The sequence below is a fragment of the Aliivibrio thorii genome, from assembly GCF_057368585.1.
In genome coordinates this window covers 434,937-449,794 of the sequence record NZ_CM170655.1, presented here as the reverse complement: position 1 = coordinate 449,794, position 14,858 = coordinate 434,937, and the positions used below count along the sequence as shown (strand labels likewise).

Annotated in this window: 16 protein-coding genes; 11 read left to right on the top strand and 5 right to left on the bottom strand. The window is 39.8% G+C overall.

The features are described from left to right. Positions 1 to 34: 34 nt before the first annotated feature. Entirely contained in the window at positions 35 to 1,279 is a 1,245-nt protein-coding gene (locus AC2IP4_RS16235; protein WP_486311148.1) for an NADH:flavin oxidoreductase/NADH oxidase family protein, read from the bottom strand. A gap of 169 nt (positions 1,280 to 1,448) precedes the next feature. Here AC2IP4_RS16235 and AC2IP4_RS16230 point away from each other — a divergent pair, with 169 nt between their 5' ends. Further along, entirely contained in the window at positions 1,449 to 2,357 is a 909-nt protein-coding gene (locus AC2IP4_RS16230; RefSeq protein WP_486311147.1) for a DMT family transporter, read from the top strand. On the opposite strand, the gene AC2IP4_RS16225 is transcribed toward AC2IP4_RS16230, so the two are convergent. Continuing rightward, entirely contained in the window at positions 2,335 to 3,213 is an 879-nt protein-coding gene (locus AC2IP4_RS16225; protein ID WP_486311146.1) for a LysR family transcriptional regulator, read from the bottom strand. The genes AC2IP4_RS16230 and AC2IP4_RS16225 overlap by 23 nt on opposite strands. A 99-nt stretch (positions 3,214 to 3,312) precedes the next feature. On the opposite strand from AC2IP4_RS16225, the gene AC2IP4_RS16220 reads away from it, so the two are divergent. Further along, positions 3,313 to 3,675, top strand: coding sequence for a DoxX family protein (locus tag AC2IP4_RS16220; protein ID WP_486311145.1), 363 nt, complete (start codon positions 3,313 to 3,315; stop codon positions 3,673 to 3,675). Positions 3,676 to 3,730: 55 nt separating this feature from the next. Here AC2IP4_RS16220 and AC2IP4_RS16215 read toward each other — a convergent pair whose 3' ends face one another. Continuing rightward, positions 3,731 to 4,366 carry a CatB-related O-acetyltransferase gene (locus tag AC2IP4_RS16215; protein ID WP_486311144.1) on the bottom strand — a complete coding sequence of 212 codons (636 nt, stop codon included), beginning with the start codon at positions 4,364 to 4,366 and terminating at the stop codon, positions 3,731 to 3,733. Positions 4,367 to 4,614: 248 nt separating this feature from the next. Between AC2IP4_RS16215 and AC2IP4_RS16210 the strand changes: the two genes are divergently transcribed. Beyond that, the gene (locus AC2IP4_RS16210; protein ID WP_486311143.1) at positions 4,615 to 5,067 is read left to right on the top strand and encodes a helix-turn-helix domain-containing protein; all 453 of its coding nucleotides are present in this window, start codon (positions 4,615 to 4,617) and stop codon (positions 5,065 to 5,067) included. Next, on the top strand, positions 5,067 to 5,636 hold the full coding sequence (locus AC2IP4_RS16205) for a PIN domain-containing protein (protein ID WP_486311142.1): 570 nt from the start codon (positions 5,067 to 5,069) through the stop codon (positions 5,634 to 5,636). The genes AC2IP4_RS16210 and AC2IP4_RS16205 overlap by 1 nt, the downstream gene beginning before the upstream one ends. A 109-nt stretch (positions 5,637 to 5,745) precedes the next feature. On the opposite strand, the gene AC2IP4_RS16200 is transcribed toward AC2IP4_RS16205, so the two are convergent. Next, positions 5,746 to 6,120: a hypothetical protein gene (locus tag AC2IP4_RS16200; RefSeq protein ID WP_486311141.1), complete on the bottom strand. Its 375-nt coding sequence runs from the start codon at positions 6,118 to 6,120 to the stop codon at positions 5,746 to 5,748. 679 nt (positions 6,121 to 6,799) lie between these two features. Between AC2IP4_RS16200 and AC2IP4_RS16195 the strand changes: the two genes are divergently transcribed. The 7 genes from AC2IP4_RS16195 (at position 6,800) to ugpC (ending at position 13,806) form a co-directional block, all read left to right on the top strand. Continuing rightward, the gene (locus AC2IP4_RS16195; protein ID WP_486311140.1) at positions 6,800 to 7,867 is read left to right on the top strand and encodes a hypothetical protein; all 1,068 of its coding nucleotides are present in this window, start codon (positions 6,800 to 6,802) and stop codon (positions 7,865 to 7,867) included. Between the two features lie 590 nt (positions 7,868 to 8,457). Continuing rightward, positions 8,458 to 8,889 carry a hypothetical protein gene (locus tag AC2IP4_RS16190; protein ID WP_486311139.1) on the top strand — a complete coding sequence of 144 codons (432 nt, stop codon included), beginning with the start codon at positions 8,458 to 8,460 and terminating at the stop codon, positions 8,887 to 8,889. Between the two features lie 215 nt (positions 8,890 to 9,104). Beyond that, a complete protein-coding gene (locus AC2IP4_RS16185; protein WP_486311138.1) occupies positions 9,105 to 9,338 on the top strand; it encodes a hypothetical protein in 234 nt (77 codons plus the stop codon). Positions 9,339 to 9,530: 192 nt separating this feature from the next. Further along, the gene (locus AC2IP4_RS16180) at positions 9,531 to 10,823 is read left to right on the top strand and encodes an extracellular solute-binding protein (protein ID WP_130045982.1); all 1,293 of its coding nucleotides are present in this window, start codon (positions 9,531 to 9,533) and stop codon (positions 10,821 to 10,823) included. Between the two features lie 71 nt (positions 10,824 to 10,894). Next, positions 10,895 to 11,776 (top strand): ABC transporter permease subunit, encoded by an 882-nt coding sequence (locus AC2IP4_RS16175; protein WP_130046799.1) that lies wholly within the window; start codon positions 10,895 to 10,897, stop codon positions 11,774 to 11,776. A 44-nt stretch (positions 11,777 to 11,820) separates the two neighbouring features. Next, the gene (gene ugpE / locus AC2IP4_RS16170; protein ID WP_486311137.1) at positions 11,821 to 12,663 is read left to right on the top strand and encodes a sn-glycerol-3-phosphate ABC transporter permease UgpE; all 843 of its coding nucleotides are present in this window, start codon (positions 11,821 to 11,823) and stop codon (positions 12,661 to 12,663) included. A 60-nt stretch (positions 12,664 to 12,723) separates the two neighbouring features. Further along, entirely contained in the window at positions 12,724 to 13,806 is a 1,083-nt protein-coding gene (gene ugpC, locus AC2IP4_RS16165; protein WP_486311136.1) for a sn-glycerol-3-phosphate ABC transporter ATP-binding protein UgpC, read from the top strand. Between the two features lie 46 nt (positions 13,807 to 13,852). On the opposite strand, the gene AC2IP4_RS16160 is transcribed toward ugpC, so the two are convergent. Next, positions 13,853 to 14,746, bottom strand: coding sequence for a LysR family transcriptional regulator (locus AC2IP4_RS16160; RefSeq protein WP_486311135.1), 894 nt, complete (start codon positions 14,744 to 14,746; stop codon positions 13,853 to 13,855). Positions 14,747 to 14,858 lie beyond the last annotated feature (112 nt).

Genomic DNA, 14,858 nt, shown 5'->3' with positions numbered 1-14,858 from the left:
AGAGAGTAGTTCATTCCCTGTATAAAAACACGACTTACGCTCTGCGCTTTTTAAATGCATACCAGCCTGCACTTAGTAGGGTTTTAACTACCACACCAAATGCACTTAACTGAGGATCGGCTTCTTTTCCATCGGCAATACGCCACATTTGGTGTTCATACCAAACAAGCCCAACCATTGCCATTTTATCTAATACAGGTTTGCCTGTTGTTGGCTCTGCGAGTGGCATTCCATAGTTTGAGTCTTCCATTAATTTATTAGGAAAATCAGGATCGACCGCCATGGTTCGTGCAATACCAATAAAGTCAGTTGCTGATGTATTTAAGGCTTCATTCATTGCAGGGGCAGTACGAAAACCACCAGTAACAACCAAAGGGGTATTGACCAGTTTTCTTACTTTCTCCATGTAATCCATAAAGTAAGCTTCACGTTTAACAGTGCTTTCTTTTACTGGTTTATTTTTATCTTTGGCTCCCATCATCGATGGACTCTCGTATGTGCCGCCGGATATTTCAATCAAATCGATGCCGTCATCACTTAGAGTTTGAACAACCTGCATTGATTCATCTTCAGTAAAACCACCTTTCATAAAATCGGCACTATTAAGCTTAACCCCTACCGGGAAATCATCACCAACTTCTTTACGAATAGGACGATACACTTCTAAAACAAAACGCAGTCGGTTTTCTAATGAGCCGCCCCATTTGTCGTTTCGTTGGTTGTGTCTCGATGATAAAAATTGACTGATAAGGTAGCCATGAGCACCATGAATTTGTACGCCAGTAAAGCCCGTTTGTTTTGCTAGTTTGGCACTGGTGGCGAACTTATTGATAAGCTCATGGATTTCATCATCAGTGAGTTCTCGTGGAGTATTAAAGCTTTTCTCTAATCCACGCTCTAGTGGTATCGCTGAAGGAGATACAGGATCGGCACACAAAAATTTTGGAATTTGTTTACCCGGATGGTTAAGTTGCATCCATATGTGAGCGTTATTTTGTTTCCCGGCATTCGCCCATTCACTAAATAACCTAAGATCACTCTGCTCATCTAAAACCACATTCTTAGGCTCACCAAGAGCGGTTCTATCCACCATAACATTACCCGTCATCGATAAACCAATGCTACCTTTAGCCCAACGTTGATATAGGGTTGCTAAACCAGAAGTCGGGTTATGCTGCTTATCGCCAAGTTGTTCACTCATCGCTGATTTGAACAGACGATTTTTAATAATTTGACCATTGGTAAGCGTAAACGGTCTGCTTAGATTTATCGAATTCATGCGTGCCTGCAGTTATATTATTATGTAATTGGTCAGTATGCCCTATTTTTTGATAGTTCCGAATGTTGGGACTAAGGCTATTTCATTATGTTCACTAGTATGATTATTCTGGGGATGTAGTAGAAGAAAGGGTAGTATTCATTATCTCCTAAATTTGATAGTTGTCCTTATGTCCACTCTTTCTTTTTCAATGATCCCGACAGGGGTTAAGTTTATGTTTCTTTCTGCGCTTGGATTTGCGCTCATGTCGGCGTGTGTAAAATACGTGAGTAATTACGGCATTCCAGTATTTGAAATAGTAGCAGCAAGGGCGTTAGTTTCTCTGATTATTAGCTATGCAGATGTGAAGCGAAAAGGCATTTCGATATGGGGACACAATAAACCCTTACTTCTTGCTCGTGGTGCGGTAGGTACTGCTGCACTTATGTGTGTTTACTACGCTGTGGCAACCTTGCCTTTAGCGGAAGCGACGATCTTACAATACGTCCATCCTATATTTACGGCATTACTTGGTGTTTTGTTTCTTAAAGAGCACATTCAAAAATCAACCATGATATGTATAGCTTTTTGTCTTGTTGGATTGTTTGTTATGGTCCAACCAAGCATGAACAGTGGTAGTACAAATGAATTACCTATTTTTAGTGTTGTACTTGCGTTATGTGGTGCTCTGGGAAGCTCGATAGCTTATGTGATTGTGAGAAAACTCAGCCAAACAGAAGACAGCTCTGTGATCATATTTTATTTCCCATTAGTGGCGTTACCTATCTCAAGCGTACTGATTTGGAATAACTTTGTATGGCCAAGCCTGTTCCTTACCATGATCCTGATTTTAATCGGCATCTTTACGCAAATTGGACAATATGGATTGACCAAAGCCATGCAAACCCAAGCGGCGGGTAAAGCATCTGCTTACTCTTATGTACAGATTGTCTTTTCTGCGTTATTAGGTGTTTGGGTATTTAATGAAATTCCATCTATCTGGACTTATATCGGTGGTGGTTTAATTGTTACTGGTGCGCTCATTAACGTATTTGGTAAGCAATCTGTCTCTATTTCTAAGAAAAGTAATTTGAAATAAAATCAATGAAAGCACGAATGCGTTGGGGTTGGTGCTCACTATCTTTATAGACCATATACATAGGTAACTTTACCGTTTTATATTGTTCTAATATCTGCGTTAGTGAGCCCGATTTTAATTCGTGTTCTACCATCCATTTTGGCATTGCCGCTACGCCTTGTCCTAGTTTTGCCATTTGAACCAGCATCTCTGGGCTATCACTTCGTACTTGTTCTTTTATCTTAATTTTTGTCTCTTCCCCATCATTGAAACGCCATAGGTTCGATGGTGTCGATAACGAATAAGTTAAGCACTGGTGTTGTGCTAAATCGTCTGCAATTACGATAGGAGAATGTTTTTCTAAATAGTCAGGAGAAGCAAAATAGGTGAGTTCATTATCCATTATCCATCTTGCTTTTAGCCCTGAGTCTTTGAGGTAGGCCGCTCGAATAGCAATGTCTATGTCGCTCTCAACCAAATCAACAAACTTATCCGATACCGACACATCAACAGAAAGCTCTGGGTGTAAATTTAGGAATTCATTGAGTGGCTCAGAGAGCTTTTGAACACTAAAAGCACTAGGAACAGACAGCTTTAAAGTGCCAGATATGGAGGTTTGTTCCTGTCGTAATTGAGACTCAACAAGGTTCATTTCGTCAATAAGTTTCAGTGCTAAACGTAAATATTGTTTACCACCTGTTGTTAGGCTGATCGCACGAGCATGGCGGTGAAATAAGGTAATGCCTACTTGTTTTTCAAGCCATGCAATCTTTTTACTGACCGCACTTTGCGTTGTATTGAGTTCGTTCGCAGCAGCAGTAAATGTGCCTAATCTAGCAACACGAGTAAAGACGTTTAAACAATCAAACTTATCCATAGTCATTCCTATTTGGAATAGTAATAAACCTAATTCTAGTATTCTTCTATCTCAATTGGAATGCTTTAATGGCTCTATTGTTTATAGAGGAGTTACATCATGTTATTTATCCAAGGGTTATTAATCGCGTTTTTCTTGTTTGTTAGCTCAGTCAAAATGTTTGGTTGGGTAAAGGCGATATTTGAACCTCAACTTGCTTTCTTTCATCGTTATGGCCTTAACCGTGCGGCAATGTTCGCTGTGGGTGTTATTGAAGCCACAGGTGCTGTTGTGATGTTAGTGGGAATGTTTACAGCAACCCCAGTACTAAGTGCGATGGGTGCTAGTTTGATTACGCTAACTTCCATTGGGGCGATGTTCTTTCATTTTCGATTTGATACTTGGAAAGACGCGGTTCCATCAATGGTGACGTTAGTGTTGTCTCTTATTATTGCGTTCCCTTTGTTAGAGAGATTGATTTAGAGGGGTGAAACGGTGCGACACTGCCGCACCGTTTGAGTTATTTAATAGTAATGCTCTAATTAAGCGTGTCGTAAGATGCTATGGCTTGCTTTAGTTGTTCAAAATCAGGGCTGCATAAATGCGGTTTGAGCGAATTGAATTTATCAGTAGGCCAATCGTAAACTTTAAAAGACAATAGCTCTTCTATCACGGAAGGCTCAAAGCGATATTTCACATGTTTTGCTGGAGAGCCTGCAACCACGCTATATGGCTCAACATCTTTGGTGACGACACTATTTGCGGCAATAACGGCCCCTTCTCCAATCGTTACGCCGGGCATGATCATTGATCTCATGCCTAACCAAGCGCCGTCATGAATGTGAGTGTCCCCTTTGCTCGCATAAGAGTCGTCGATAAAGTCCATAAATGGGTATAAACAAAACCAATCTGTTCTGTGGTTATGGTTTCCGCCCATTAAGATAATAACTTCAGCGGCGATACAGACGTAATCACCAATATGAAGCTTATCGATTTCCCATCTTGGCTCCCATTGACGGCTGATTTTATCTCCGTGTAAATACCGAACAACAGAGTCTTCAAATCCGTTATCCCAGCAATCGCTGTAATAGCTATGGGTGCCTTTAATGTGAATGTTTTTGTTGGTTACGACTTCATGAAGTAACTGAAACTTTGACCAGTGCTTTTCTTGCATAATAAACCTTTTAACTTATATAAAAATAATGGGGTTGGCATTAATTTAAAATAAGTCAGTGGATTCTAGGCTGTTTCAGTAGGGGGATGAGCTTCATGATTATTGTCCTTACAGTTTGAGGGGATAATAACATATTTTCACATTTACTTGTGTTGTTTCGAATATTTCGAATATTGACTTTCTTTCGAATATTTCGGATACTGTAACAATTGTACAATTTGTACACATGAATATAAGAGAGAATAAACATGAATGCAGCGATAAAGTTGCCAAGTGCAGAAGAAATAGCATTGGCTAAGCTTGGTAGTCAGGAGTTATCAGCCGTAATTGAAACCAATGGGGAAGCTCAAAGGATCAACGTTGTTGATAAATTAGGTAAATCTCATGAAGTCACAATACCTGCGAGCGTATTAAATATGATGATAGAGGTACTAACTCAATTAGGGCAAGGTAACTCTGTTAGCATTACATCTATTCATGCAGAACTTACCACGCAAGAAGGGGCTGATATGTTAAATATGTCTCGCCCTACATTTATTAAGCTTCTTGATTCGCAAGAAATTCCGTTTAGTCGTACAGGTAATCGTAGAAAAGTCGCGTTTGCCGATATTATGGAATATAAGGATCGTTTAGAAGAGCGTAGGCTTGCTTCACTTGCGGAACTATCAGCATTAGATCAAGAACTGAATATGGGGTATTAATGTCATCATATACAGTAATACTAGATGCGTGTGTTATGTATCCTGCTCCTCTTCGTAGTTACCTAATGTATTTAGCCAATACTGGTTTATTTAGAGCACGGTGGACAGATCAGATACATGATGAATGGATTCGTAATCTACTTATAAATAATCCTGATGTTAACCCTGCTAGTCTTGAAAGAATTAAAACACTAATGAATGCAAATGTTCCTGATTGTTTGGTTGAGGGATATGAACCTTTAATTGATGGACTTGCTTTGCCGGATGTAGATGATAGGCATGTTGTTGCTGCTGCAATTAAAGGGCAAGCAGAGTCTATTATTACTTTTAATCTAAAGGATTTTCCTTCAAAGGAGCTTGAGCCTTTGGGATTATCTGCAATACATCCTGATGAGTTTCTGTGTGATATGTTCGAATTAGATAATAGTGCGTGTGTTAAAGCTGCTCAACAGCAAAGAAGCTCATTGGAAAAACCACCAATGACCCAAGATGAGTTTTTAATTTGTTTGCAAAAACAGAGACTTCCAAGTTTTGTTTCAAAGTTAAAAAGCTTTAAGTTAATGCTGTAGTTTTAAATTATCGTTGTTTGGATTTAATTAAAAATGACAAAACAAAAAAGGCATTAGCAAATTTAACTCTGCTAATGCCTAGAATTTGTATGTTGATCTTTATTAACGCTTATTCAACGTCACAATCCATACAGCTTTGTAGAGCGATTTCGTGCTCAAATACCGCTACCTCGTTACCGTCTTTTAGTAACTCAGCGATTTCATCTGCAACTTCTTTCTCATCGTCAGCTTCAATTTGACCTTCTAGCTCTTCTTCAGAGTAACCGTAGAAATTTAGCAATAAGTAATCACGAGCTTCAGCTTTAGTACAAGTCACGTTTACTGAAAGATCAGCTTCAACGCCTTCTTGCTCGATAATTGCAGCCGCTTGGGCTACGACATCATCTTTCATTGTTGCTGTTAACCAACCAAGATCAGTGTTTACTTTGGTTTTTTTACAGTTAAAACAAGGCAGTTTGTGAAAGTAATATTGAAAGTTAGTCATAGGTAATTTCTCTTTGAGTGTTGTATAGCAAGATTATGCGTATTTTTGAGGAAAATACTATCTTAATAGGGTTATTACCCCGAAACTAATTTTATGAGGATCAAAGATAAGTAGGTGAGCCTCTAGGGCGTTAATCTAAAGATGCCGATACTTTACTGTGACACTCTTATTGTCACTAAAGGATAAATACGCCATAATTGTGACACCTTTCTCCAGAAAGTGTCACAATTAAAAGGGTATCTGTCATGAATAGGTTTGAAATCCAGCGTTATATCGAGTGAAGATAAAGAAGGTTGTTAAACAAGTGTATCAAATACACTTTATTCAGCGTTTCTTAAAGAACATGTAGGATGCGACAAACATATGCCCTGTTCGGCTTCTTTGGGGAATCTGATATGTTGGATGTGATGTCTAAGATGACGAGAAATGACTTGTAAACATTCAATTCTCGTAATTAGCAATGCAGTGCTAATGTTGCTATGCGTGAACCATAAGAGACTCGACTATCACGTATCTGTTAGAATCGTAGCTTTTTCTCAAGGGTTAGCTCTATCTACACAGTGCATAGCATGTCATATTTTCTGGAAATTACATACCTTCAATGAGCGTGGGTATATTTACCACTTACAAATATTCATAGTATAGTAAAATTAACGTTGTATAACTGCACTATAATAATATGAAAAAAATTGATTTCCCTAATTTTACTGATGCTATTACTTTCATTAAAGGGATCAAGAAAGGAAAGATACAAGGCACCTCATGGCTATATGCTGGTGAACTTACCTCTCTTGATGAATGCTATATTTGGTCTCATTCACCTGACCAAAATCTATCAAATGGATCTATTGAACAGGCTGAAGATTCTGGCGAATTATATCATGATAAAAGTGAGTTTATTTATCAACAAAATGGCCTTGAATGGAAGATTTTGCCAGATCGAAATATTGAATGCTTTAGTCAGGTGAAAAAACTTGTCAGTCATCATCAGGAGGATGGATGGCGATTGCCAACTATCTTTGAATTAAGTCAGTTGAAATGGTTAGAGTTCAGGCATAAGGTTTCCTTCTTTCAGTATGAGTTCAGTGCTGATTTCAAAGGTCGTGAAAAATCTAAACTCTGGTCATGCCATGATCATAAGATGGGAATTATTGGCAATATTGGCTCCACCGATTATCACGAGCAATCTATTCGATATAACGATAAAATTGAATGGGATTCATGTGGAAATTTCGCTGATATTGGTAAAGATTCATACATCAGTAGAGGTGATATTCTTCTGGTCAGGGGCGAGAATCCTTTAACTATAGACTGGTGTATTGATTTGGTTCAATGGGCCGATGAAAATGAGATCTATAATTTCCCTCGGTCTGATGAAGATATTCAAGCATTAATTAAACTGAAGATTAAATTTCCATATCGACACCCGTTTACACAACCATATTTATTACCTAAGCAATTTTTGAAATTGACGAAATTGGAAGTCCTTGAGATTGAAAATAATCTGATCGGCTTCGATGAGTTGCTGTATAAGATGGATTGGTTATATGCCTTAAAAATATCTGGGAATGATTGGGATGATACTGTTCTAACTATAACAGATGACATCAAGAACATGACTGAATTATCAATTCTTGAGTTGATTGATATGGAAAGAGGAATTATTTCACCTGAGGTTTTAAACTTATCAATTAGGGAACTTAAACTAAATTTATATTTATCTAATGATAAGGAAGGTGATCTGTAAGGTTGTCTATCAGTACAGTAACATGAGGTTGGTGATAGTGATAACAATGTTAATTGCATAAGTTGATTTTCTGTAAATGATAATCGATTTTTTTGTTAGGTTGGCAGGATTGACTGTGTAAGATCTAATCCACGCGCATAAAAAAGAAACTGCCCTCCTATATTGGATTAGATTTAGTATGAAAAAGAGAGTTATGGATTGCTAGCGCGATGGTTAAAATTGCACTAGCTATCTAAAAGGTGATTAGGGGCGTACAACGGTGTTTCGCACGGGAAAAGCATTACGAAAAAACTATTTCCGTTCAACACTTTGAGCGGTAAAGAAAGTCGAACTTTCTAAGTTCTTATTCGCTAATTTAAGGATTTTTGAGATTACATCGTTGCTTTGTAATCACTCAAACGCCTTTGTTCCTTTGAGTTATTTTTAAACATAAATGGCCTTATAATGCTCTAGCCGTGCGGTGTTACGTTAAACGAGTTAAGCATAACCATTAAGTTTTTCGCAGAAGTAGGCACGAATCTCCATATAGCGTAGAATTCACAAAAGCAGTTTTTAACAATTATCATATCGATAAATATTGGATTTTTAAAATGAACATTATCACAGACGATGGAACTTGGGAACCAACGCCATCTGGTTATACTTTTGGTAATAAACAAGCATGGCGTGATCATATTTATGCTCTTTGCCCAAATCCAGTTGTTGGTCAAATCATTGAAGTTAATTCAGGTAATAATTATAAAGCACTAGATGCTAACGGCTATGATACTCGCTGGCAACGAGTTATTTCTCCGGTTCAAAATAACATCGATCAAATTAATGAATGGATATCTCACTGTATAAAAAAGGAAAATGAGTATATTTATAATATTTCCCCTAATCCAGAAGTTGGTGAAATAATAATAGCAACTATGGATCGTCGATGGTGCCATGGGAACGAAAACGAAAGAGTTATATTTCAATACACTAAAAATGGATGGCAAGAATTGGGAGATGGTCATTATCCAAATTGCACTAGATAACCGCTTTAAGACTGAGAGTATGGTTGGGCGTAAGCTTGGTTCAGTTAATCTGTCTTATTTGGTCTTGTTCGCCGTTATTATTTCCACGTTGGGTGGTAGGCGTACCACCTCTAATGAACATATAAAACGCTTTACTTTGACAGGTATTGGATAAAAATAATTTGCGTCCGATAAGTGTGAAGTATAGCGAATTATGCGTACTCAATAGTGAATTGGTGCCAAATGCCAAAGAGATCACCAAGCCTGAATCAAGACAAGAGTCGTTAATTGTTGAACAAAAGAAAGTAATGGATGCAGATTTACGAAGTGCGAACCAAGAGCGTCATGGATTACAAGCTTCGTTAACCACACTGCAGAGCACAGTGCATAAAGTGAGTGTGGTAACAGATGAATTATCTCAACTTAAAGCGATCATCACACAACAGAATGAGACGATAAAACGATCATAGATCGTTATCTGAAAAAGACGAAAAGTTAACAAAGTATAAATAACGCGTTGTAGTTAAAGTTAATACTAGCCAAACAAGATTACTCCAAAATCATCACAAGAACACAATAAAACTGAAGCATAACTGTCATCTTCAATCCCTACTATGAGCATCAAATTAACGGTTACTCATACTAAATCATTAGGGAATAAGATGAAAAAGCAATTGATAACAGGTGTTCTAGCGTCATTACTTTCAACGACAGCCATGGCTGAAACCAACATTACTTGGTGGCATGCAATGAGTGGTCAGCTAGGCGAAACAGTCAATACTATTGCTCGTGATTTTAATGCTTCACAAGATGAATACAAAATTACCCCAGTGTTTAAAGGCTCATACGTAGAGACACTTACCGCAGGCATTGCCGCTTATCGTGCCGACCAAGCGCCGAACATTCTGCAAGTGGCCGATGTGGGTGCCGCAACCATTATCAATGCCCCAGGGGTTGCAAAACCTGTCGAAGATATTCTCGTTCAATCTGGCTATTCATTTAATAACAAAGACTACATTGCAGGGGTTCGTAACTTCTACGCAGACAGCAATGGAAAAATGGTTGGCATGCCATTCAACAGCTCAACGCCTGTGCTTTATTACAATAAAGACATTCTTGCAAAAGCAGGGGTAGAGGCGCCTAAAACCTATGAAGAGCTAGAACAAGTCGCGAAAAAATTAAAAGCACAAGGCTACGCTACTTTCTCACAATCTTTAACGCCTTGGATCATGTTCGAAAACTTCAAGTCTCGCCATAACCTTCCCGTTGCTAACAAAAACAATGGCTTTGATGCGCCAGCGACCAACATCATGATTAATACGCCAGATATGGCAATGCACTTTAACAAGCTAAAAGAGTGGTCAGACAAAGGGTACTACAAGTATTACGGCTCCGATTGGGATGCAAACCAACAGCCGTTTGAGCAACAAAAAGTAGCAATGTGGTTAGGCTCATCAGGCTCGTTTGGTGGGTTACGTAACCGTGTTGATTTTGAGTTAGGTACAACCTATCTACCATATTGGAAATCAGTCAATAAAGAGGCAGGCCGTACCTTTATTGGTGGCGCTGCGTTATTTGCCATTGATGGTAAGCCAAAAGAAGAAGAGCAAGCCGTTGCTGCTTTCTTTAATTTCTTAACAAGTCCTGAGACACAAATGTTTTGGCATAAATCGACCGGTTATGTGACGGTTACCAAAGCGGCTTACGACATGACAAAACAATCTGGCTACTATCAAGAACAGCCCGATGCAGAAGTGGGCGTAAAGCAGTTGAGCTTACCGGGTGGCGAGTGGACGCGTGGTTACCGTTTAGGTTTTTACTCACAAATCCAAGAGGTAATGCATAGAGAGTTTGATAACGTATTTGCAGACCGAATTACGGTAGAAAAAGCACTCGCCAATATCGATAAAGAAAGCAAAGTAATGTTAAACCGTTTCGCACGTTCGGTGCAATAACAAGGATTCACTGTGGTTGATTTCGGTTAGTCACAGTGATTTTTTTCTTTTTAATGTAGTAGGTTATAACAGTGGAACAACGACAACAATTTACCCACTCGGCGTTGCCTTATGCGCTTTTAGTGCCACAAATCGCCATTATTGCAGTGTTCTTTTTCTATCCCGCAGCCGAAGCGGTTTATCTCTCCTTTATGCTAGAAGACCCTTGGGGGTTGTCATCAACCTTTGTCGGTTTAGAGAATTACAGCATTATTTTTAGCTCGGCAGAGTATTTAAGATCGATCTTTTTTACGGTTGGCTTTGCCATTGTTGTGTCATTTCTATCATTAGCCATCGCGCTTTTACTGGCGGTGAAAGCCAATAATATTTTGCATGGTAAGAGTGCTTATAAAATCACGCTCACTTGGGTGTATGCGGTTGCTCCTGCGGTGGCTGGTATTATGGGTGGCTTTATTTTCAATCCTCATATTGGTGTTTTTACCGATATTTTTGCCAGTCTTGGTTGGGATTTTAGTTTATACACCAGTCCTTTTGATGCGACGCTAACCTTGGTTTTGGTCTCGGTGTGGAAGCAAGTCTCGGTTAACTTTATCTACTTTCTTGCAGGGCTACAGTCTATTTCCTATGCGGTGAACGAGGCGGCAATGTTGGATTGTGAGAGTGATCGCCGTCGATTCTGGACTATTACTTTTCCGCTGCTTGCTCCTACAGGCTTTTTCTTATTAGTCATTAACTTAACCTATGCCTTTTTTGAAACCTTCGGCGTTATCGACACCTTAACATCGGGCGGTCCGGGTGGGGGTACAACCTCATTGGTTTATAAAATTTATCGTGATGGCTTTATCGGAACAGACATTGGAGGCAGTGCGGCGCAATCGGTGGTGTTACTGGTTTTAGTCTTAATGCTGACTTGGGTGCAATTTAAGTTTATTGAAAAGCGTGTGCACTATTAATTCAAAGAGATGTATTGGTACACAGCAATGATGAGAATTTTTTTATGAAACAGAATCAATGGTTCGATCATGTGATCCTAATAGCAGGGGCGCTTTTTATGATCATCCCTATTTGGCTAATTTTCGCCAGTTCTACCCACAACCCAAACACCATTATTAGTGATGGATTGCAGTGGTGGCCGGGCGGTAACCTTTTTGAGGTTTACGGTGAAGTGTGGGACAAGAGCATCGGCTTTAGTACGGATGTGAATGCAAAATCGATGATCATTAACTCAATGGTGATGGGACTTGGCTTTGCAATTGGCAAGATCATTATTTCGATGATGGCAGCTTATGCCTTGGTCTATTTTCGTATGCCTTTTGCTTCGCTGTGGTTTTGGCTGATATTTGTCACGCTATTGTTGCCATTAGAAGTTCGTATCATTCCTTCTTATGAGGTGGTTGCGAACTTAGGGATGTTGAACAGTTTTTCTGGGCTCATTTTACCTTTAATCGCTTCAGCAACGGCGACGTTTTTCTTTCGTCAATTTTTTAGAACCATTCCCAATGAATTGGTGGAGGCGGCGCAACTTGATAACGCCGGACCAATCCGCTTTTTTATCGATATTTTATTGCCGCTATCCAAAACGATGATCGCTGCGATTTTCATCATTATGTTTGTGGTGGGTTGGAACCAATATTTATGGCCAATCATGATGACTACTGATGAGAGTTACAACACCATCGTCATGGACGTGAAACAGTTATTGAGTGACATAAGTCAAAGCAGTCAACCGCGTTACGACCAAGCCTTTGCTCTGGTTATCTTCGCCATGTTGCCACCGATTTTAGTGGTTATTATTTTTCAGCGTTGGTTTGTGAAAGGCCTTGTTGAAACAGAGAAATAACCGTGCAGATGCGGTGATGAAACCGCATTGCCAATACCCAATTTGTGAAGAGATAGAACGATGTTAGCACTTAAAAATTTAGTAAAAACTTACGACAATGGCCACCAAGCGGTAAAGGGCGTTTCTGTTGATATTAAACAAGGCGAGTTCATTGTATTGGTTGGTCCATCGGGCTGTGGTAAGTCATCCATCTTGCGCTCTATCGCAGGGTTAGAGTCGATCACTGGTGGTGAAATTGAGCTAAATCATCGTCGAATTGATACTGAAAAACCAGCCAGCCGTGATATTGCAATGGTGTTTCAAAACTACGCGCTATACCCACACATGACGGTGTATGACAACTTGGCTTATGGGCTAAAAAACCGTGGTGTTGATAAGCAAACCATTGCTGCAAAAATTGAAAAAGTGGCAGAAACCCTCAAGATCGCAGATTATCTCGACAGAAAGCCTGCAAAGTTATCGGGTGGGCAGCGTCAACGTGTTGCTATGGGACGTGCAATTGTGCGTGATCCGCAGTTGTTCTTGTTTGATGAGCCATTATCTAATCTAGATGCTTCACTGCGCGCCCACATGCGTTTAGAAATTAAAAAGCTACAACGTGAGTTAGGCGTAACCAGTGTGTATGTGACTCATGATCAAGTGGAGGCGATGACCTTGGCGGATCGCATTATTGTGTTAAACCAAGGCGAGATTGAGCAAATCGGCACGCCATCAGAGGTGTACCATCAACCAGCAAGTACCTTTGTAGCGAGCTTTATTGGTAGCCCTGCGATGAACTTTCATCAAGCCGAGATTGTGAATGGGGTGATTAAGTTTGATCAGCAAAGTGTGTTTCTGGCTGAATACGCACATTTACCTGCTCTGACAATACAGCTTGGAATTAGACCTGAACACGCCTTGTTAGAGCCAGTAAATGAAGGGTTAAGTTTTCCATTAAGTGTGCAAGCGGTTGAACCGTTAGGCCCGAACCAATTAGTGCATGGCTTGGTGGGTGGCAAAACATTTACCGCGTTAACGCCAGAGTTAGACTTTGCCACTCAAGAATCTCTGACGCTTAACGTTGCAAAGCAGCACTTGCATTTGTTTGATGAGGCGGGGAAGCGCTTATTGGCTGATACCAATATGTTAGCGCAAGCAAGCTAGATCATTCGTTTCAGATTAGCTCACTTTAGTTGATGGTAGAGTGAGCTTAACAAAAATAGGACTTTATTTTTTCTCGTAACCACATATTTGCCGGGCTTTGTCGCTCTCGATTATGGGTGAGTAAGCGATAGTGAACCGGCTTGGACGTAAATGGGCAATCTAACACCTGTATATCCAGCTTATCGGCAAATGCGGTTGCGATACTTTCGGTCACCATTGCAATGCAATCACTCGCCGCAGCCATCGACATAAGCGACACTAGAGAGGTACATTCTGCGGCTACTTGTCGTTCACTTAGTCGTTCCTCGGTAAAATAATCTGCCATGTAAGTATCTTCACGGCGTAATTTCCAAGTAATGTGTTTCTCAGCATAAAACTGCTCACGAGTAACACTGCCTTCTATTCTAGGGTGTCCTTTTCGTGCAATCAGTCGGATCTTATCTTCAAACAGTGGCTCGGTAAAAAACGAGTGTGTTGAATAGTTAGATACTTCGATAGCAAGATCGGCTTGATGTTGATTGAGCGCTTGGATCAGGGCTTCTTCATTAGAGTGGGTTGGCTGCAATTCAATAGTGACATTACCCAAGCTATTGTCGGCTTCTAATTTAGGTAACAGCATTAACATCACAGGTTCTGAGGTGTATATAACGAACTTGCGTGGATACTGGGTCGAAAATCCCTCTAACCCTTCTAATGCGTTGTTGATTTGAGCTAATGCAGGCTCAACATGACGAATTAATTCTTGAGCATGCTGCGTTGGAATAATCCCTCGGCCTGATCGAATAAATAGCTGACTTCCCACCTGCTGTTGCAAACGTTTAAGTAAACCGCTTACTCCCGGTTGAGTTAATCCCATCTCTTCCGCGGCTAAGGTAATTGACTGGTGGCGATAAACCACCACAAACACTTTTAATAAGTTTAGATCTATATTTGAAACCATCCTTTCCTCAAACATAACATTTTGTGATGTGTTAAATACAGTTTCATGCATGTATTGCTATGTGTCAATACGCTAAATTAGCACCATACCAATACGAATTCCCAAAGAGGCT

Coding starts and splice junctions, on each gene's coding strand:
- AC2IP4_RS16235 (WP_486311148.1), bottom strand. CDS start 1,279: ATGAATTCGATAAATCTAAGCAGACCGTTTACGCTTACCAATGGTCAA.
- AC2IP4_RS16230 (WP_486311147.1), top strand. CDS start 1,449: ATGTCCACTCTTTCTTTTTCAATGATCCCGACAGGGGTTAAGTTTATG.
- AC2IP4_RS16225 (WP_486311146.1), bottom strand. CDS start 3,213: ATGGATAAGTTTGATTGTTTAAACGTCTTTACTCGTGTTGCTAGATTA.
- AC2IP4_RS16220 (WP_486311145.1), top strand. CDS start 3,313: ATGTTATTTATCCAAGGGTTATTAATCGCGTTTTTCTTGTTTGTTAGC.
- AC2IP4_RS16215 (WP_486311144.1), bottom strand. CDS start 4,366: ATGCAAGAAAAGCACTGGTCAAAGTTTCAGTTACTTCATGAAGTCGTA.
- AC2IP4_RS16210 (WP_486311143.1), top strand. CDS start 4,615: ATGAATGCAGCGATAAAGTTGCCAAGTGCAGAAGAAATAGCATTGGCT.
- AC2IP4_RS16205 (WP_486311142.1), top strand. CDS start 5,067: ATGTCATCATATACAGTAATACTAGATGCGTGTGTTATGTATCCTGCT.
- AC2IP4_RS16200 (WP_486311141.1), bottom strand. CDS start 6,120: ATGACTAACTTTCAATATTACTTTCACAAACTGCCTTGTTTTAACTGT.
- AC2IP4_RS16195 (WP_486311140.1), top strand. CDS start 6,800: ATGAAAAAAATTGATTTCCCTAATTTTACTGATGCTATTACTTTCATT.
- AC2IP4_RS16190 (WP_486311139.1), top strand. CDS start 8,458: ATGAACATTATCACAGACGATGGAACTTGGGAACCAACGCCATCTGGT.
- AC2IP4_RS16180 (WP_130045982.1), top strand. CDS start 9,531: ATGAAAAAGCAATTGATAACAGGTGTTCTAGCGTCATTACTTTCAACG.
- ugpE (WP_486311137.1), top strand. CDS start 11,821: ATGAAACAGAATCAATGGTTCGATCATGTGATCCTAATAGCAGGGGCG.
- ugpC (WP_486311136.1), top strand. CDS start 12,724: ATGTTAGCACTTAAAAATTTAGTAAAAACTTACGACAATGGCCACCAA.
- AC2IP4_RS16160 (WP_486311135.1), bottom strand. CDS start 14,746: ATGGTTTCAAATATAGATCTAAACTTATTAAAAGTGTTTGTGGTGGTT.